We start from the raw sequence: 17,077 nt of genomic DNA, 5'->3' as shown, positions 1-17,077 counted from the left end.
CTCAGTCGACATGCAGGACGAAGCCGTCGTTCCAGCGCGGAGCGGCGGCGACCGTCGGGGGCGGGGGTGAGGCGACCGGCTTCGCGCGGTCGGGAGCGGCGGCTGGCTTCGCCGGCTCGAACTCGAAGATGCCGGGTGACGCTGAGGCTGCCAGGCGGGCGGACGCCTTCTCGCCGCCCGGGCTCGGCCGCGTGTAAAAGTCGTTGAGGACGTCGGCGATGAAGCGCACCGTCTCAGGGTACGGCGGCACGCCGCGGCTCTTCCGCACCGCCTCCTCGCCGGCGTTGTAGGCGGCCAGAATGTAGAGCGGGTTCCGGTAGCGCGCATGCAGGCTGCGCAGAAGGCGGATACCGCCCCTGACATTGCTCTCAGGATCGCAGAGATCGACCTCGAACCGCTTCGCCGTGTCCGGCATCAGCTGCATCAGGCCGTAGGCGCCCTTGTCGGAGAGGGCCGTCGAGACGAACCGGCTCTCGATCTTGGCGACCGCCAGCACGAACTCGGGATAGAACTCCTCCTCGCCGGCGACCCGGGCCACGAGTACGCGTGCTGCTTCGGGCGAAAGCGCGGTCGCCTCGGTGCAGGGCCCCTTCGGCACGCGCACGGCCAGGTCGGGTCGAGTCGCGGCCGCCCGGACCGGCAGAACGCGACCGGCCGCGTCGACGATCGCCGCGTTCTGCGCCTCGGCCGTCCTGTCAACCTGGGAGGCGACCAGGCCCAGCCCGATCGCGGCAGCCATTCGAAACACGTTGCCCAACGACGTCGTCCGAGATAGACACTATAATGTCAGTTGGTATAACGGACCGATGCCCGTGGTCAACCACCCCCTCGCCCCTCTTCCTCGCGTGCGCCAAACCTGCCTTCCTTCGGCGTTGGCCACCCTCCTCGTGCTGGCCCCTGTCAACATCAACGAGGCGTCGGCGCAGGACGCGTCCTTCGGCTGCAAGGTTCTCCTCTGCGCGGCTGCGGCCGCACCGGGCTGGGCCGCGATCCCCTATTGCGTGCCGGTTATGCAGGAGCTCTTCCGGCAGCTCGCCTTCAAGCGTCCCTGGCCCGTCTGTCTCGAGGCGAGCAAGATCGGCATCGGTTACGAGCCCCCTTCGTCCTGTCCGGCCGGCCTGACGCCCGCCCGGGACGATGATGGAGCATCATCGCAGGACGGTGACGTCCACGAGCCGTTGCCGCAGCAGGTGTGCGGGTCGGCAGAGAACGCGTCCTGGCGAGCGACCTACCCCGCCGTTGCCCGTACTTTGCGGTCGCATGCGAGCTTCGTCGACATGAGAACTAACGCCGGCGTGCAGCGCTCCAACTCTCCGCTGAAAGACTACTGACGTGCGGCGGGCTGCCCTCGTGTTTGCCGGGATGGTCGCGATCACGCCGCCCGCCGGCGCCGATCCGGCGATGCCGCGCTGGTTCCCGGTCCCGGCCTCGGCGACCTACCAGACCGGCGACAGCTGGATTGACGGCGGCGTCACCCACCGGCTCTACGGCGTCCAGTCCTGCCTCCGCGGCACAAGCTTCACGAACGCTTATGGCGCGAAGCGCGATTGCGGCGAGGCGTCTCTCGCCATGCTGGTCGCCCTCGTCCGGGACCTCAGGCCGCAATGCCATGAGGCGGCCCGGCTCGGGGACGCCAAGACGCTGTTCGTGTTCTGCGTGGCGCAACCGACCAGGGGCGCAGGCGCCGGCTCGCGCATCGACCTCGGGACCGCGCTCATCGCGTCCGGCTTCGCCTTCGCGGCGCTCGGCCCGGACGGAAAGCCGGTTCACGCGCCGTATCTGGCCGCACAGCAGGTCGCGGAGCGCAGCCGGGCCGGTCTCTGGGCCTTCGCCGACTTGCCGAACCCGACCGGCGTGATCCAGCGCGCCCTTCAGGCCGACGCCTCGGCGGCGCCGTCGTCGCCAGCTCGCCCCGACCCGACCGCGCGAGAAACAAGGAGGACTCACCCTTGAAAACCACGAACCTGCTCATCCTGCGGGGCCGGGTCGGCCAGGCCCCGAAGGCGTTCGGGAAGACCGCGAAGGTCAACATCGCGACTGATCGCTCCTGGACCGACCGGGACGGCAAGCGGCAGGACGAGACCGACTGGGTCACGGTCAGCCTGCTGAACGAGAAGATCGCTGCCTGGGCGCTTGCCCATGTCGGAAAAGGAGACGCTGTCTACGCCGAGTGCCGGGTCGCCGAAGGCAGCTTCAAGCGGGGCGCCGAGACGGTTTACACGACCGATGTCGTCGCGAACGCCTTCCACAAGCTCGACGTCGGTCCTCGCGACGATGCCGGCCGGTAAGCGTCTCGCCCGGGCCCTAATGACCGCCGGCTGCATCGCCGCGGGCGCGGCTGTGGTCGCGGAGCCGTCCGAGAAAGAGCGGGCGGGCATCAATCGGCCGGAGGCCGCGCAGCAGCTGCCGCCGCTCCGGGTCGAGGTGCTCGACGGCCGCCGCTTCCGTGACATTGAGAGCGGGACCGTCTACCGCCTTCATGGCGTCGACACATGCGCGCCCGGCCAGGTGGCTCGGCTCGGGCGTCAGCCCTGGCCCTGCGGCACGGTCGCGACGGCGTGGCTCGTCGCGGCGACGCTGAACCGGTGGCTGTCCTGCGCGACCGTCCGGGAGGAGGCCGGCGAGCAGCTGGCGCGCTGCGCCTCCGCCTCACACCCGGACCTCGCGGCCGCCATGGTGCGGGACGGGATCGCCGTCTCCCTACCCGCGACCGGGATCGATCCGGAGATCCGGGCCTACGCGGCGGCCGAGCGCGAGGCTCGCAAGGCGTATCGCGGCCTCTGGGCGAGCACGTTCCAGATGCCATGGGAGTTCAGGGCCGGGCGGCCGGACCCCGATCGCGTTGCCCGACAGGAGCGACCGCGATGAGGGCCACGGTCCTCGCGCTCGCGTCCGTGCTGGCGCTCGCGGCTTGCGCCTCCCCTCCCCCGCCGATCGTGATCGTCACCGCCCGGGCGGCGGATGATCGGCTATACGAGCCAGCCCGCGTCGAGCCGGGCCGCCTCGAATATGCGTCGGACCGCTCGACCTTCGCGCCCGTCCTCACCGAGCGGGCCGCCTATCCGACCCAGCCGCAGGCGAACGACGCCTATCGGCGGCACCTGGCGAGCGCCCCGCCCGATCTGCGCGCCACCTCCGTTCGCCTCTTCGGCTGCAAGCCGGGCGCGATCGACCCGCAGACCGCGCGCGTCGCACGCTACCGCGGCCCCGTCGTCCTCTGCGCCACCGACTTCCTCGATCCGAGCGGCGCGGTGATCGGTCGGCGGCCGGTGAACTTCGCCTACGCCCGCGGAACTTGGGCCATGCACCCGGTCGATCCGCCACGTTCGCCCGCGCCCTGGCTCAACCGCGAGCGGTCGCCGAACGATCCCTGGTCGTGGCTGCCGTTCCGCGACCGGTACGAGTGAGCGCCGGTGAAGAAGGCGCGCGCTTCTGTCTGTGCCTCTGCAGCTCTACGGCAGATCGGCTGGCATGGCCCGATAGCGCTCCGGCCGTGGCTGTCTGCGTCAGCCGTGTCCGTGATGATGGCCGTCCCTGGACACGCGCAGGAGATCACGCCGGACCCGCAAGCCTGGCGGCCGCTGGCCTATGCCGACCTCCAGCGGCCGTCGGACGCGACCCGGACCTACGCCGACATCTGGCGGGACGCGATCGAGGAGAACAATCGCGTGTACCTTTCCCGCGGGGACACGCGCTTTCGGGACGGTAACGCGCCCGTGACCGAGGCGCATTTTGTGATCTGGAGCCCTCGGAAATCCGTCGTCGTCACGATTCTCAACACCGCAACCGGCTGCACCCTGAAAGAGGTCGGAGCGTCCGCGCGGGCGACTGTGAAGCTCTGCCCGATGCGGCTCGCCATCTACGAGGGCGTGATGGTGCGCACGATGGACGGCGGTCCCGCCTGCTTCCTCGAACTCGTGACGCCGATCACCGGCTCGACCTCGGAGCAGAGCCGCGCCGCGGCTTACGGCTCCTACGATCCGGCCGCGAAGGTCGTGAAGATCGGTCTCGTGGTCGAGGGTCGAGCGGTCGATGGCTGCTCCCTCAACGTGCCGCTCTCCCCGCCATGAGCCCGATGAGGCTCTGCTGTTCCCGACCCTGCCATGGCCGATGCGGATGCGGTCAAGGCGACCCCTGCCGGGGCGTGCTTCGCACGGCCTGGACCGCATCCCCGGCCATGCCCGTTGAACCGCAGGTTTGAGCACAAGGAGATCGCGATGCGCACGTTAGTCCTCACTGTCGCCGCCGTGGCGCTCACGGTAGCGAGCGCCGCGCCCGCCCAGGAGGCCGCTCCTGGCGTCTGGCGGGCGATGACGTTCCACGACTTCTCCACTCCATCGACCGTCGATCCCCTCCAGACGATCGTCTGGCCGGACGTGATCCGCGAGCAGAACGCTTACATCACGACTCAGCTGAAACGTCCGCTGCACGGCAGGAACGCGCTGCTGACCGCCCTCTCCTCGAACTATCGGGAGGGCGAGCGGACCATCATCGTGAGCGTTGCGTCCTCTCGAGCCTGCGATCACGGCGCGAACAGCAAAGGCGCCGAGATCGAGGCGTCCGCCTGCCCCGTTCGCATCGCCACTCTGCAGGACGGCAGACTTCTCAACCTGAAGACCGTCGCGGGATGCTACGCCGATCACTCCGACCCTGACCTTCCTTCCAGGAACAGGACGGACGGCAACTTCACGCGCTTTGATCCGGTCGCCGGCACGATCGCGCTTCGCACGAGCGTCGGCGGCAAGGACGTTCCAGCCTGCGCCCGCACATTTTCGGTCCGGTGAAGGAGCAGATCGTGTCGACCCGTGCCGCGCGAGCTCTCCTCGTGCTGACCGCCTTCGTAAGTGTCGTCGCCGAGGTAGGATCGGCCGCCGCCCAGCGCGGGCAATATTGCGAGCGGACGAACTACTCCGCCCAGGAGATCACAGACGCGGTCCGGAACTCGCCGCTGCGAGACGACCTGAAGGCGACCTCCTGCTCTCTCGGAGGCCTTGGCCGGTTCGAGTCCGGCGGCAATAAGGGGGTCTACAATGGCAGCTGCTGCACCGGCATCTTCCAGCTAAACAGGCGGAACGTTCGCGATTACGCGGGAACGACCCCGGAGGGCTATGGATGCATGTCGCTGCAGCAGCAGGTGAATGCCTGGGCCAGCCTGACGAACGACGGCTACAACTCATCGGCCGTGCGTCAGCTCGCTTCCATGTCGACCTTCGACGGCCAGAAGGTGGACGCGAGCCTGATTGCTTCGTGCATTCAGCTCGGCACGGGTAATTGCCAGCGCATGGTGAGCTCCGGGCAATGCTCCGGCTTCGCTGACATCAACGGTACGACGATCTGCGGGATGGCCAGGAACGCGCGGGCTCAGGCAGACCCGAAATGTCGGGAGGGTCAGGTCGCCTGCGGGCCGATCGGGCCTGGCGACTTCCCGACTACCCCGGTTGGGATCGCCTCGAGGCCGCCAACGCCAGGGAGCGCCTCGATTATCGTCTCGTCGACCGACGTTTGACCGCTGGCGTCGTGTCAGTTTCGAGGGAAGAGGTGGGCTGCTTCAACGACGTTAGCAACTCGGCGCGAAACGCATCGAGCTGCTCGCTCGTAAGTGCGTTGAGCCCGTGCCCGCGGTAGAACGCGTAGACAAGCGCCCAGAAGACGACGTCGTCCGATCGTCCGGCAAACATGGCTTTTTGCATCAACCTTGCCGTCAGCGTAACGGCTCTCAGCGGATCGTAGCGACCCTTCAATTCACGAGCGAGTGTCGCGGCATTGCCAAGATCAAACACGTTCTCTCCTGATCTTCCTTCCTGCTTCACAGTCCATCGTTGACGGAGCGCGCACCTGGCAGAGGACCAGTGCGGCGCATGCGATTGAGGGCAGTTCCTCAGGATATCTTATGCGAATGGAAGCTGGGCGACGTGCCAACTCATGCCGCTCGACAACGACTTAGCTCGGACTCGACTCCTCGCCATTCCGCATAAGAAGCGTGTAGCCCCAAACCGCCTGGTCAGTCTCTGAAAAGGTCGTCGGCCTGTTGCACGATCTGAACGGGCCCAAGCCTCTTGCTGCACAAAGCGTTACTTCGGCTCGGTCCAGCCCTTCTCGGTCAGTCCGGACGCCCGAATCGCCTGGCGCTTGGTCAGGCCCCGCCGCTTCGGCCGAGACAGGCCGACCGTCGGCTGGTCCTCTGGCGCCGCTGCGCGCAGAAGGTCGGCCGGCTCCGCGTCGAGCGCGTTCGCGATCTCCCACAGGCTGACCACCGTCGGATTGCGCTTGCCGGTCTGAAGTCCGCTCAGGTACGCACGCCCGAACCCGGACCGGAACGACAACTCCTCCTGCGAAATGCCCCGCTCGCGCCGAATCCGCAGCACGTTCAGGCCCACGACCTTACGCATGTCCATGCGGCGAGGTCGCCGGGATGCATAGTGCCGTGCGACAAACTATAGTGAACATCGACCGGCTCCGCGCTGGGCCAAGCCGTAAGGAACGCTGACTTGTCGCAGCTCACAGATGAAGCTCTTGACGATCTCGACGAGGCCGTCAGCCGGCTAGCCTACTGGGTGGCCGCAGCCGACCCGCGCGCTCTGCTCCACATCATGGAAGGCTTTGGAGCGGCCGTCGCTGCGTCTGCTTCTATGCGCTAGGATGGGCACCGGCCGGAAGCCGTCGCCCTTGCACTAGCCGAGCGCACGCAAGCGCTTCAAGCTGGACAACAGGCCCAGCATGCAGGCTGGTTGTTACTATCTATCGCGCTCGAGCTGCGGAACGAGACACACGCCTCGAGCGCCCTGCCCTGCCGCAACGCGGTTGGCGGGATGCTGCGCGAGGTCGAGGAGATCGGAACGCGGCTGATCAGGCGAGGAACGAGGGAACTCGCCGAAGGGTGACCGCACTCTGAGAACGCGTCCATGGCGCGGGCACGACCGTCGCTTCTCCAGCTGTCCGCGACTAGTGGGCCACGGTGCCCGATTTCGGAGTTCCGCCCTTCAACAGGAAGGCAAGCGGCACCATCGCCAAGGCCATGAGGCAGAGCGCGAAGAAGAGGTCGATATAGCCCAAGAACGCGGCCTGGGTTGCAACCTGCTGGCCGATCCAGGCCACGGCCTGGCCGGCTGCGTCGGCACCGGACCCGTACTGCGCGAAATATTGCGTCGCCTGCTGAAGGGTCTCCTGATAGCCGAGCGCGGACGGCACGACGTTCTCCACGAGGCGGCTCTGGTGGAACTGCTGGCGGTCGGCGAGCACGTTCGCGCAGATGGAGACCCCGATGGACCCTCCCGTGTTGCGGGCCATGTTGATGATCGCGGACGCCTGATCCGTTTTCTCGGGCGGGATGCCCTCATACGAAGCGCTGGTGATAGATAGGAAAATCAGCGGGAGCCCGACCCCGATATAGATGCGCTGCCAGACGAACCAGCCGAAGTTTAGGTCTCCGTAGATGTTGGTCCTATTGTACATGGCGGCCGCGATGATTACCGCGCCCGTTGCGATGAGCCATTTCGCAGGCACGTATCCGGAAATCCGCCCCGCGATGACGAAGACCACGGCGGTGACGATCCCGCCCGGCGACAGGGCGAGCCCCGCCCAGGTAGCAGTGTAGCCGTAGTACTCCTGCAGAATTTGGGGCACGAACTGCGTCGTCGCGATCAGGACGCCGCCCGTCGCGAGCATGATGAGGAAGCAGGAGCCGAACTGCCGCCCGGCCAGCATCCTCAGATCGATGAGCGGGGCCTTTCGGGTGAGCTCCCAGGGCACGAACAGGATGAGGCTCACGATCGAGATCGTCGCGAAGGTGACGATGGTGCGTGATCCGAACCAGTCCTCGCGCTGGCCTTCGTCGAGGCAGTATTCAAGGCAGCCGAGAAACGAGGCGATAAGCAGGAAGCCGATCCAGTCGAAGGCCATTCCCTTCCTCATGCGCTCCTTTCGTTCCCGCTCCGAGGCGGCAGATTCCTTGACGAAGAGATACACGAGCACGGCGCAGACAAGCCCGACCGGACCGTTGATGAGGAAGCACCAATGCCAGGATAGGTTGTCGGACAGCCAGCCCCCGAGCGTCGGCCCGACCACCGGTGCGACTACCACCGCCATCCCATACACGGCGAAGGCCTGCCCCCGTTTCTCCGGCGGGAAGCTCGCCGCCAGGATGGATTGCGCCACGGGCGTCATGCCGCCGCCGGCAAAGCCCTGCAGCACGCGGAAGAACAGCAGGGATTCGAGGTTCCAGGCGAAGCCGCACAGGACGGATGCGACCGTGAAGGTGCAGATGCAGATCAGGAAGAAGTTGCGTCGCCCGATCGCCGCCGCGATCCAACCGGACGCGCACAGCACGATGGCGTTCGCCACTAGATAGGTGGTGACCACATAGGAGGCCTCGTCCGGCCCGACCCCGAGCCCGCCCGAGATGTAGCGCAGCGCCACATTGGCGATGGTCGTGTCCAGCACCTCCATGAAGGTCGCCAGGGACACGATCACGGCCACGAGCCAGGGGTTCACCCCGCCGGGAGCGTCCTTGAGTGGGGCCGCCCCGCTCATCTGACGCGGACCTTGGGCACGACCGACATGCCGGGCCCGATCGTGACATCCGTCGGCAGGTTGTCGAGGACCAGCTTCACGGGCACGCGCTGCACGACCTTGACGTAGTTGCCGGTGGCGTTCTGGGCGGGCAGCAGGCTGAAGACCGTGCCGGAGCCGGACTGCACCGAATCGACATGGCCCCGGAAGGTGCGGCCCGGATAGGCGTCGATAGTCATGTCCACGGGCTGGCCCGGCCGCATGTCGGCGAGCTGCGTTTCCTTGAAGTTAGCCGTGACCCACATCGCGTCCGGCACGAACATCGAGAGGGCCTGGCCCGGTTGCACGAGCTGGCCCCGGGCGCCGGTCAGGCGCGCGACCCGTCCGGGCTGGTCGGCCTTCACGTCCGTGTAGGCCAGGTTGAGCCTGGCCTGTTCCAGCTGGGCCTTGGCCTGCGCGACGTTTGCGGTCGCGCTCTTCTGCTGCGCCTGGAGCACGGCGATCTGCCGGACCGCCGCGTTCACCGCCGCCTGAGTGCGGGCGAGGTTGGCTTGTGCCTGGCTCAGATCGCTCGCGGTTTGTTGCGATCTCTGGACGGTGCCGACGCCTCGTTGAACCAGATCCTGCGCCCGCCGGTTCTCGTCGCGCGAAAAGTCGCCGGCCGCCTGCGTTTGCTGCACCTGGGCCTGCGCTTCCTCGATCTGGCTCCGCTGGGCCACGATCTGGGCCGCCGCGGATTGGACGGCCGCCTCGGCCACTTCGACCTGGGCTGCGGCCTGGTCGATGGCGATGAGATAGTCACGCTGGTCGATGCGCGCGAGCAGGCCTCCGGCGGCGACATGCTGGTTGTCCGTGACCGCCACCTCGACCACGTAGCCCCCGACCTTGGGAGAGACCGCGAATTGGCGTGCGTCGATGAAGGCGTCGTCGGTCGTCTCGAAATGTCGGGCGTCCAGGTACCACAGCACCCCGGCGACGACCGCCGCGACAAGGACGATCGTCCCGACCCCGACGGCGATCGGGTGGCGGCGCACGAAGCCGAGCGCGGCGGCGGTCTTGGAGGGCTTCTCGGGCTCCTCACTTTTCTCGGTCTCGCCTTCCCGATCGGCCGGCGCTCCCTTCTCCTGCTCCTGCTCCTGCTTGCGGCCGCCGTGCCCATCGTCGGACTTCGGGCCCGCTTGCTCGCTCCGGCGAGGTCGGCCCTCCTCGGCATCGGCTCCAGCCCGCGTGAGGGGGTCGGGTGCGTCTGGCTCCCGGTCCTCAGCGGCGGGCCGGATGCCCCCTTTACCGTGCTCGTCGGAGTTCAGCATCGAAGCAGACTATCTGCGTCCGGCTGGACGCAAGACCTCGACAGGCCGAGGCTAATCGGGACGACGATGCGCCCAGCACGCGTCCTGGCTCGCCGCATCACGGAGCGGGTCGGGCTGTTGTCGGCTCGAGGAAGCCGCGACGCTTCCGGGCGGGCGCGCGAGCCTTCATCGCTGCCTCTTCATGATCTCGTCCATTGGCATCATGTTGTGGTTCAGGTTGGCCATGATCCACAGCGAGCCTCCGATCAGCAGGATGACGATGAGCGTGCCGAAGGCGAGCGCCATGACGTTGTTGGTGTTGTCGGGCCCGGTGGTGATGTGGAGGAAGAAGACGAGATGGACACCCATCTGGGCGATCGCGAGCACGACGAGCAGAATGGGGACGCCCGGCTTCCAGACGAGGCCGTAGCGGGCGACCGTGAAGGACGCTGCCGTGAGCAGCACCGCGAGCGTGAGCCCGATGACATAGCTGCCGAGCCCGGGCGTGAAATCGCTTTCTGGTGCCGGCCGATCGCCTGGAGCCCGGTCGCCCCCCGTCGGTCCCGGGCCCGTCCATATGCCGCGGCCGGGATCGTGGTCCGACGGGCTTTCGAGTGACGGGGCAGCGGGTGCGGGTGCGGGTGCGGGCAGGACGGCGCGCAGCAGGGCGGACGCGAGCGTCGCGCCGATGAGGGTCACGAGACGGGTGCGCAGGCTCTCGGCCCGCGATCCGCCCTGCCCGGGCGGGGTCGAGTGCCGCTTTCCGCTCATACGGCGCTCCCGAGCAGGTAGACGACGGTGAACACCGCGACCCAGATGATGTCGAGCGCGTGCCAGAACAGGCCGAAGCAAAGAATGCGCCGCTGGATATCGGGCCGGAAGCCCTTGGCGAGGACCTGGGCCATCATGGTGAGAAGCCAGAGGAGGCCGGCGGTCACGTGGAGCCCGTGACAGCCGACAAGCGTGAAGAAGGCGGACAGAAAGGCCGATCGGGTCGGCCCGGCGCCCTGCGCGACGAGATCGGAGAACTCGTGCATCTCTAGAAGCAGGAAGGCGGCCCCGAGCGCGAAGGTCGCCGCCATGGCGAGGTGGAACGGGAGGGCGTGCCGACGTTCGGCGGCGAGCGTCGCCAGCCCGCAGGTGAAGCTCGAGGCGAGAAGGAAGCCGGTCTCGATCACGGTGTTCGTGAGGTCGAAGAGCTCCGCCCCGCGGGGGCCGCCTGCCGTGCTCCCGGCCAGCACCGCATAGGCGGCGAACAAGGCCGCGAACATCACGATGTCGCTGAGGAGGAAAATCCAGAACCCGTAACCGACGATGGTCCGCTTGGAGGCGGGTCCGCCGCTGCCGTGCCCCGACGCGCGCGAGGAGGTCGCGCGGCCGTGCCCGACGCGGTGGGGATCGACCTCCCTCGCAGGCGCGCGGTCGAGCGGCAGGGCGGCGCTCGTCACGAGGGCTGCCCGGCGCGGGCGTGCAAAGCCGTGAACCGGCTCTGCCGGTTGATCCCGTCGAGCCGCGCGACCGTCTCGGCCGGGATCTCCTCCTCGCTTCGGTCGCGCCAGGCGAAGACCACGAAGGTGGCGTAGGCGCCCGCGAAGCCGAGGGCCGCCATCCACCAGATGTGCCAGATCATCGCGAAGCCGATGACGGTCGCGAAGAACGCGCACACGACCCCGGTCGGGCTGTTGCGCGGCATCTCGATCGGCTCGTAGGCCGGCACGTCGCTCAGCCGCTGCTGCTCGCGCGCCCGCTGCTTGACGCCCCAATACGCTTCCTCGCCCCGGATGTTCGGCGGCACGGCGAAATTGAAGGGCGGCGGCGGCGAGGCCGTGGCCCATTCGAGGGAGCGCCCGTCCCACGGGTCCCCGGTCACGTCCCGAAGCTCCGCGCGACGCCGGATGCTGACCCAGAGCTGGGCGACCTGGAAGCCGATGCCGGCGAGGATGATCGCGGCCCCGACGCCGGCGAGGAGGAGCCAGGGGTGCCAGGCGGCGACGCTGTAGCTCTGCATCCGTCGCGTCATGCCCAGCAGGCCCAGCCAGTAGAGAGGCATGAAGGCGACGTAGAAGCCGATGACCCAGCACCAGAAGGCGGCCTTGCCGAGCCCCTCATGCAGCCGGAAGCCGAAGGCCTTAGGGAACCAGTACGCGTAACCCGCGAACCCGCCGAACAGCACGCCGCCGATGATGACATTATGGAAATGGGCGACCAGGAAGAGGCTGTTGTGGAGCACGAAATCGGCGGGCGGCACGGCCAAGAGCACGCCGGTCATGCCACCGATCACGAAGGTGACCATGAAGCCGAGCGCCCAAAGCAGGGGCGTCTCGAAACGGACTGTGCCGCCGTAGAGCGTGAACAGCCAGTTGAACACCTTCACGCCCGTCGGCACCGCGATGATCATCGACATGACGCCGAAGATCGCATTGACGTTCGGCCCTGCCCCCATGGTGAAGAAGTGATGCAGCCACACCGTGAAGGAGAGGAGGCAGATGGCCATCGTGGCGGCGACCATCGATCGGTAACCGAAGAGCGGCTTGCCCGAAAACGTCGACACGACTTCCGAGAACACGCCGAAGGCCGGCAGGATCAGGATGTAGACCTCCGGATGCCCCCAGGCCCAGATGAGGTTCATGAACATCATCACGTTGCCGCCGGCCTCGTTCGTGAAGAAGTGGAAGCCGAGGTAGCGATCGAGGGTCAGCATGGCGAGCGTCGCGGTCAGGATCGGAAAGGCCGCGACGATCAGCAGGTTGGAGGCGAGTGCCGTCCAGCAGAACATCGGCATGCGCAGGTAGGTCATGCCGGGCGCGCGCATCTTCAGGATCGTGGTGACGAGATTGATCCCGGAGAGAAGCGTGCCGACGCCGGAGATCTGGATGGACCAGAGGTAATAGTCGACACCAACCCCCGGCGAGTAGGTGAGCTCGGAGAGCGGCGGATAAGGCAACCAGCCGGTTCGGGCGAACTCGCCGACCACGAGCGAGAGGTTGACGAGGAGCGCGCCGGTCGCGGTCAGCCAGAACCCGACCGAGTTCAGCGTCGGGAAGGCGACGTCGCGGACGCCGAGCTGCAGCGGCAGCACGTAGTTCATCAACCCGATCATGAACGGCATCGCGACGAAGAAGATCATCAGCGTGCCGTGGGCGGAAAAGATCTGGTTATAGTGCTCGGGCGGCAAAAAACCCGTGGCGTCGAAGGCGAGCGCCTGCTGCGTGCGCATCATGATCGCGTCGGTGAAGCCGCGCAGCAGCATGACAAGCGCCAGCAGCGTGTACATCACGCCGATGCGCTTGTGGTCGACGCTCGTGATCCATTCCCGCCAGAGATACGGAAGGTGCCCGGCCCGGACGATCCAGGCCATGACGCCGAGGAGCACGAGCCCGACGGCGGCGGCCGCGATGAGCGGGAGCGGTTGGTCGAACGGGATCGCCGCGAGCGTGAGCTTGCCGAGCATGTCAGTTCCTCGTGCGAGGCGAGGACAAGGACGCAGTGGGCTCGCGACGGGGCGATGCGGGCGTGCATACCGGCGCTTGAAAGGTCGACGATCGGTGGGACACCTGGGGCGTCGGCTGCCCGCCCTCCGGGCCCCCGGACGGTGGGATCGCCTGCGAGACGATGTCGTGGAAGAGGTGGGGATCGACGGCGCGGTAGCTGGCGGGCTTCGCGTTCAGGCTCTGCTTGGCGAGTTCTTCGTATCCTGCCCGGTCGAGGGCCGACGCCGAGCCTCGTGCGCCCTCGACCCATGCCTGGAAGGCATCGTCCCCGACGGAGCGAAAGGCGAAGCGCATGCCCTGGAAGCCGTCCCCGCTGAAGTGGGTTGAGAGTCCCAGGAACTCGCCCTCGCCGTCCGCCTGGAGATGAAGGCGCGTCGCCATGCCGTTCATGGTGTAGATCATGCTGCCGAGCTGGGGGACGAAGAAGGCGTTCATGACGCTCGCCGATGTCAGCTCGAAGCTGATCGGGGTCCGCGCCGGGGCGAACATCTCGTTGACGCTGGCGACGCCATGGTCGGGGTAGATGAACAGCCACTTCCAATCGAGCGAAACGACCTGGACCCTCAGCGGCTTCCTCTCCGAGGCGAGTGGGCGGGAAGGGTCGAGGTCGTGCGAACCAACCCAGGCGATGCCGCCGAGGAACAGGATGACGAGCAGTGGTATGGACCAGGTGACGAGTTCGATCTGGCCCGAATAGGACCAGTCGAGGCGTCGCCGCGCCCGCGTGTTCGAGGCCCGGAACCACCAGGCGAATGCCAGCGTCGCCACGATGGTCGGGACCACGATCGCCAGCATGATGACGACGGAGTTGATTAGGATCGTCGCCTGAGCCCGGCCGACCGGCCCCTGCGCGTCGAGCAGGGACGACTGGCATCCCGCAAGCATCGATGCGGCAATGATGACGGGGCCCGCCCTGGCCGCCACGGGGCTCCCGGCAACCGACGGCAGCATCCTTTCCGTGCGGCATGCCCAGCGTGACACCGGTGTTGTCCCTGCTCGAGTGGGCGTCGACGTCACGACGGGCACGAACGGCCCGAGCAGGGCAGCCCGCATGGATGAGGGCGGGGCCGCAGGTGCTCGACCCACGCGTGCCGCGGCCGCTGTTGGCCGCAGAGCGAACCGGACGCGTGATGTCGGGCCACGGGGCGACCGGGCGAGCCTAGGTCACGTTCGGACCGGTGACCAACTGCTTGTCCTTCGGCAGTTTTTCGAGGACCGCCTTGTCGATGTTGAGGTGGGCGGCCACGAGGGTGGGCGGCAGCATGGCCATCCACTGCTTCAGCGACACGTCCTCGTAATGGTTGGAGCGGAACATCTCCAGGAAGCGGAGCGGAGTCGTGCCCGTATTCTCGATGTAATGTCCCATGGTCAGCGGTACGTAACCGACGTCGCCCGCCCGGTAATCGAAGGTGATGGCGTTGGTTCCGGACCCGAAGACCGTCATCCGACCTTGGCCCTCGAGATAGTACTGCCACTCGTCCGTGTTGGGATGCCAATGCAGCTCGCGGATCTGCCCTGGAAGCACTTCGACCAGCGCCGCCGCCATGTCGTTCGAAATGGGGAAGTTCTTGGAATCGACGACCCGCACGCTGCCGGACTTGTTGGAAAAGGTGGGCTCCATGGCCGACATGCGGAACGTGAAGTCCGCCCGCGAGCCGGCAGGACCCTTGATCCGGTCGGCGTCGAGCGCCCCGGGCAGCGGCGCGTCGAAGATGTAAAGCTCCTTTTGAGGGATCTTGTCGAAGGTCGAGGCGGGGACGCCAAAATTCTTGGCCAGGACTTCCTTGGGCAGGGTCAGGAACCAGTTGCTGATCAGGAAGGTCGAGTTCTCCGAGAAGCCTCCGTCCGCGAAGGCGAGCAGGAACTCGCAGCCCTCGGGCTCGAGTCCCTGGATGGAGTGCGGGATGCCGGACGGGAAATACCAGAGATCGCCGGGGCCGACCTCGCCGACGAAGTTCTGGCCGGCCTGGTCCACGGCCGTGATCCGGGCTTTGCCGGCCAGCATGAACGCCCATTCGGCCTCCTTGTGCCAATGCAGCTCGCGGACGCCCCCTTTGTTGAGCCGCATGTTCACGCCGGCGATCTCCTTGGAGATCGGCAGCTCTCGGATGGTCGTTTCCCGGGCCCATCCAGCATTCGTCAGTCGGTTATGGGAATCCGCGAAGGACCAGCGCAGGTTCGGGATCGAGCCGCGATCGGTCTTGGGCGGGGTAAGGATGTCCGGGTTCTCGCGGTCACGGATCGCATCGCGCGGGCCGAGGTCGCGTGCACCGCGGCTGCCGGCGATCGGCTCAGGTGGGCTCTGTTGAGCGGGCGAGGTCTGGGCCGCGGCCTCGGACGCGAGCACGAGCCCGGATGCGGCGATGACGTGTCGTCGTGACATGCTCATAGGGGTACCCTTTCGAGGGGCAGCCTGCGTCGCGTCACCCGCTTGACGCTACAGGTCTGAGGTTTCGATGCGGACGGGGAACCAGGACGGAGGCCTCACGCTCGTGATGCTCCCGTCTAGAAGGCGATCTGCAGGCGCACCTGCCCGATGTCGGCCTGGGTCGCACGCCCGGTCACCTTCGCGGCCGTCGGATCGGCCCAGGCGTGCACGTAGTTCGCCATGATCCGGATGAACGGCTCCGGGTACCAGTTGAGCCCGGCCGTGACGTCCTGCTGGTAGCCGCCGCGGATGTTCCGACTCGTCAGCTCGACCGCCGAGTAGCGGGCCGCGAACTCGAAGACACCGCTCCCGCCACGCGACACGCGCTGGCCGCTTTCCGGCTCGACGCGCTTGAAGACGCCAATCTCGGTCGCGTCGTCGGCGTCGAGAGAGTATTTCGGGCCTTTCCCGTTGATGACCCAAGCGCCGTAGACGTAGCCGCCGTTGAACGTGACCGCGCTCCGTTCAAAATCGCGGTCCACGTCGACCGTCATGAACTCGCTCTGAATTCGGAACGGTCCGTTGGCGTAGGCGGCCTCGAGCCCGACGCGCCCGACCGAGCGCCCGTCCGTGATCTTGCCCGTGTCGACGAGCGACGTCCTGAAGAGGAAGCTTTCCGGCCGGCTACTGAAGGATTGCTCCGGGCCCGCGCGGTTGAGCGAACGATAGCTGCCCGCGACGCCGAGATGGAGGACTTCCGTCTCGGTCAGGATGGGGGCGATGGTCGCCCGCGCCGTGCCGGCGATGCCGCCCTTGTCCACGGTCGAGTTGATGTTGCCGCCGAACACGCCGGCCGACAGGCTCCACCATTCCCCCCGCCCGGCCACCGCGAAACCGGTGTTGCGGGACGGCGTGAAGGTGTCCGCAAGCGAGCGCTCCATGAAAGTTGTGTCGTTGTTCGATTGCAGTTGTTCGAGGCTGAACGGCTCCTTGAAATTGCCTCCGGTCAGGATGAACGGCGAAAAGCCTTTGTAGCTGACGAACAGGTTGTTGATGGGCGTCGACGCGCTCGTCGGGTCGTATTGCAGGTTGAAGATCAGCTTCTTGTCAAAGATGATCTTCGGCTCGATCCACACCCGCCGGAAATCAGCGGAATCCGGGAACTCGCGCGAGACGGCACGACTCCCCCCCGAGCCGAAATCGGCGTGCAGCCGTCCGCCGAGGTGGAACTCAAACTCGTCGTTGGAACCGGCGCGCAGGGAGAACCCCTTCGCGTCCAGCGTGACCTTGGGCTCCTCCGCCCCCGCGGGAGAGCCGGCCGACGCTGTGAGCGCGAGCGCCACCCAGCCCCAACGTCGTTTCCGCTTTTGACCCACCATCGCTCTGTGCCCTCTCCAGAGATCGTTCGGCCCGCTCGAAGC

General features: G+C 67.1%; 19 protein-coding genes. 8 read left to right on the top strand and 11 right to left on the bottom strand.

Annotation, left to right across the window (positions count from 1 at the left end; genetic code table 11):
- Position 1: 1 nt before the first annotated feature.
- The gene (locus ACFE87_RS09140; RefSeq protein WP_375459312.1) at positions 2–739 is read right to left on the bottom strand and encodes a lytic transglycosylase domain-containing protein; all 738 of its coding nucleotides are present in this window, start codon (positions 737–739) and stop codon (positions 2–4) included.
- 148 nt (positions 740–887) lie between these two features.
- Between ACFE87_RS09140 and ACFE87_RS09135 the strand changes: the two genes are divergently transcribed.
- The 8 genes from ACFE87_RS09135 to ACFE87_RS09100 all read left to right on the top strand — a co-directional run bounded on the left by ACFE87_RS09135 (position 888) and on the right by ACFE87_RS09100 (position 5,506).
- Positions 888–1,331, top strand: coding sequence for a hypothetical protein (locus ACFE87_RS09135; protein ID WP_375459311.1), 444 nt, complete (start codon positions 888–890; stop codon positions 1,329–1,331).
- A gap of 1 nt (position 1,332) precedes the next feature.
- A complete protein-coding gene (locus tag ACFE87_RS09130; protein WP_375459310.1) occupies positions 1,333–1,953 on the top strand; it encodes a thermonuclease family protein in 621 nt (206 codons plus the stop codon).
- Positions 1,950–2,288 (top strand): single-stranded DNA-binding protein, encoded by a 339-nt coding sequence (locus tag ACFE87_RS09125; RefSeq protein WP_375459309.1) that lies wholly within the window; start codon positions 1,950–1,952, stop codon positions 2,286–2,288. Before ACFE87_RS09130 ends, ACFE87_RS09125 begins: the two co-directional genes overlap by 4 nt.
- Positions 2,275–2,868, top strand: a complete 594-nt coding sequence (locus ACFE87_RS09120; RefSeq protein WP_375459308.1) for a thermonuclease family protein — start codon at positions 2,275–2,277, stop codon at positions 2,866–2,868. The genes ACFE87_RS09125 and ACFE87_RS09120 overlap by 14 nt, the downstream gene beginning before the upstream one ends.
- Entirely contained in the window at positions 2,865–3,407 is a 543-nt protein-coding gene (locus tag ACFE87_RS09115; protein ID WP_375459307.1) for a hypothetical protein, read from the top strand. The genes ACFE87_RS09120 and ACFE87_RS09115 overlap by 4 nt, the downstream gene beginning before the upstream one ends.
- A 114-nt stretch (positions 3,408–3,521) precedes the next feature.
- Positions 3,522–4,070 (top strand): hypothetical protein, encoded by a 549-nt coding sequence (locus ACFE87_RS09110; RefSeq protein ID WP_375459306.1) that lies wholly within the window; start codon positions 3,522–3,524, stop codon positions 4,068–4,070.
- A 147-nt stretch (positions 4,071–4,217) separates the two neighbouring features.
- On the top strand, positions 4,218–4,784 hold the full coding sequence (locus ACFE87_RS09105) for a hypothetical protein (RefSeq protein ID WP_375459305.1): 567 nt from the start codon (positions 4,218–4,220) through the stop codon (positions 4,782–4,784).
- 11 nt (positions 4,785–4,795) lie between these two features.
- Entirely contained in the window at positions 4,796–5,506 is a 711-nt protein-coding gene (locus tag ACFE87_RS09100) for a hypothetical protein (RefSeq protein WP_375459304.1), read from the top strand.
- On the opposite strand, the gene ACFE87_RS09095 is transcribed toward ACFE87_RS09100, so the two are convergent.
- From ACFE87_RS09095 to ACFE87_RS09050, 10 genes are all read right to left on the bottom strand, one after another.
- Positions 5,481–5,780: a hypothetical protein gene (locus tag ACFE87_RS09095; RefSeq protein WP_375459303.1), complete on the bottom strand. Its 300-nt coding sequence runs from the start codon at positions 5,778–5,780 to the stop codon at positions 5,481–5,483. The genes ACFE87_RS09100 and ACFE87_RS09095 overlap by 26 nt on opposite strands.
- Positions 5,781–6,071: 291 nt before the next feature.
- A complete protein-coding gene (locus tag ACFE87_RS09090; protein ID WP_375459302.1) occupies positions 6,072–6,395 on the bottom strand; it encodes a helix-turn-helix domain-containing protein in 324 nt (107 codons plus the stop codon).
- 547 nt (positions 6,396–6,942) lie between these two features.
- Positions 6,943–8,529, bottom strand: a complete 1,587-nt coding sequence (locus ACFE87_RS09085) for a DHA2 family efflux MFS transporter permease subunit (RefSeq protein ID WP_375459301.1) — start codon at positions 8,527–8,529, stop codon at positions 6,943–6,945.
- Positions 8,526–9,818: an efflux RND transporter periplasmic adaptor subunit gene (locus ACFE87_RS09080; RefSeq protein ID WP_375459300.1), complete on the bottom strand. Its 1,293-nt coding sequence runs from the start codon at positions 9,816–9,818 to the stop codon at positions 8,526–8,528. Before ACFE87_RS09080 ends, ACFE87_RS09085 begins: the two co-directional genes overlap by 4 nt.
- Before the next feature lie 165 nt (positions 9,819–9,983).
- Positions 9,984–10,376 (bottom strand): cytochrome o ubiquinol oxidase subunit IV, encoded by a 393-nt coding sequence (gene cyoD, locus ACFE87_RS09075; protein WP_375459328.1) that lies wholly within the window; start codon positions 10,374–10,376, stop codon positions 9,984–9,986.
- A gap of 188 nt (positions 10,377–10,564) precedes the next feature.
- Positions 10,565–11,245 (bottom strand): cytochrome o ubiquinol oxidase subunit III, encoded by a 681-nt coding sequence (gene cyoC, locus ACFE87_RS09070; protein WP_375459299.1) that lies wholly within the window; start codon positions 11,243–11,245, stop codon positions 10,565–10,567.
- Positions 11,242–13,248 (bottom strand): cytochrome o ubiquinol oxidase subunit I, encoded by a 2,007-nt coding sequence (gene cyoB / locus ACFE87_RS09065; protein ID WP_375459298.1) that lies wholly within the window; start codon positions 13,246–13,248, stop codon positions 11,242–11,244. Before cyoB ends, cyoC begins: the two co-directional genes overlap by 4 nt.
- Position 13,249: 1 nt before the next feature.
- Positions 13,250–14,212: a ubiquinol oxidase subunit II gene (cyoA, locus tag ACFE87_RS09060; RefSeq protein WP_375459297.1), complete on the bottom strand. Its 963-nt coding sequence runs from the start codon at positions 14,210–14,212 to the stop codon at positions 13,250–13,252.
- A 235-nt stretch (positions 14,213–14,447) separates the two neighbouring features.
- On the bottom strand, positions 14,448–15,677 hold the full coding sequence (locus ACFE87_RS09055) for an oxalate decarboxylase family bicupin (protein WP_375459296.1): 1,230 nt from the start codon (positions 15,675–15,677) through the stop codon (positions 14,448–14,450).
- 116 nt (positions 15,678–15,793) lie between these two features.
- Positions 15,794–17,035, bottom strand: a complete 1,242-nt coding sequence (locus ACFE87_RS09050) for an OprO/OprP family phosphate-selective porin (protein ID WP_375459295.1) — start codon at positions 17,033–17,035, stop codon at positions 15,794–15,796.
- Between the last annotated feature and the right edge of the window lie 42 nt (positions 17,036–17,077).

Origin of the sequence: uncultured Enterovirga sp. (assembly GCF_964242715.1) — a bacterium.
Taxonomy (GTDB): domain Bacteria; phylum Pseudomonadota; class Alphaproteobacteria; order Rhizobiales; family Beijerinckiaceae; genus Enterovirga.
This window is presented reverse-complemented; position numbering and strand designations above follow the sequence as displayed.

What these genes read in the sequence shown, in the direction of transcription:
- ACFE87_RS09110 (WP_375459306.1), top strand. Translation starts at nt 3,522, where the DNA reads ATGATGGCCGTCCCTGGACACGCGCAGGAGATCACGCCGGACCCGCAA.
- ACFE87_RS09050 (WP_375459295.1), bottom strand. Translation starts at nt 17,035, where the DNA reads ATGGTGGGTCAAAAGCGGAAACGACGTTGGGGCTGGGTGGCGCTCGCG.
- ACFE87_RS09090 (WP_375459302.1), bottom strand. Translation starts at nt 6,395, where the DNA reads ATGGACATGCGTAAGGTCGTGGGCCTGAACGTGCTGCGGATTCGGCGC.
- ACFE87_RS09140 (WP_375459312.1), bottom strand. Translation starts at nt 739, where the DNA reads ATGGCTGCCGCGATCGGGCTGGGCCTGGTCGCCTCCCAGGTTGACAGG.
- ACFE87_RS09105 (WP_375459305.1), top strand. Translation starts at nt 4,218, where the DNA reads ATGCGCACGTTAGTCCTCACTGTCGCCGCCGTGGCGCTCACGGTAGCG.
- ACFE87_RS09115 (WP_375459307.1), top strand. Translation starts at nt 2,865, where the DNA reads ATGAGGGCCACGGTCCTCGCGCTCGCGTCCGTGCTGGCGCTCGCGGCT.
- ACFE87_RS09055 (WP_375459296.1), bottom strand. Translation starts at nt 15,677, where the DNA reads ATGAGCATGTCACGACGACACGTCATCGCCGCATCCGGGCTCGTGCTC.
- ACFE87_RS09120 (WP_375459308.1), top strand. Translation starts at nt 2,275, where the DNA reads ATGCCGGCCGGTAAGCGTCTCGCCCGGGCCCTAATGACCGCCGGCTGC.
- cyoB (WP_375459298.1), bottom strand. Translation starts at nt 13,248, where the DNA reads ATGCTCGGCAAGCTCACGCTCGCGGCGATCCCGTTCGACCAACCGCTC.
- ACFE87_RS09080 (WP_375459300.1), bottom strand. Translation starts at nt 9,818, where the DNA reads ATGCTGAACTCCGACGAGCACGGTAAAGGGGGCATCCGGCCCGCCGCT.
- ACFE87_RS09085 (WP_375459301.1), bottom strand. Translation starts at nt 8,529, where the DNA reads ATGAGCGGGGCGGCCCCACTCAAGGACGCTCCCGGCGGGGTGAACCCC.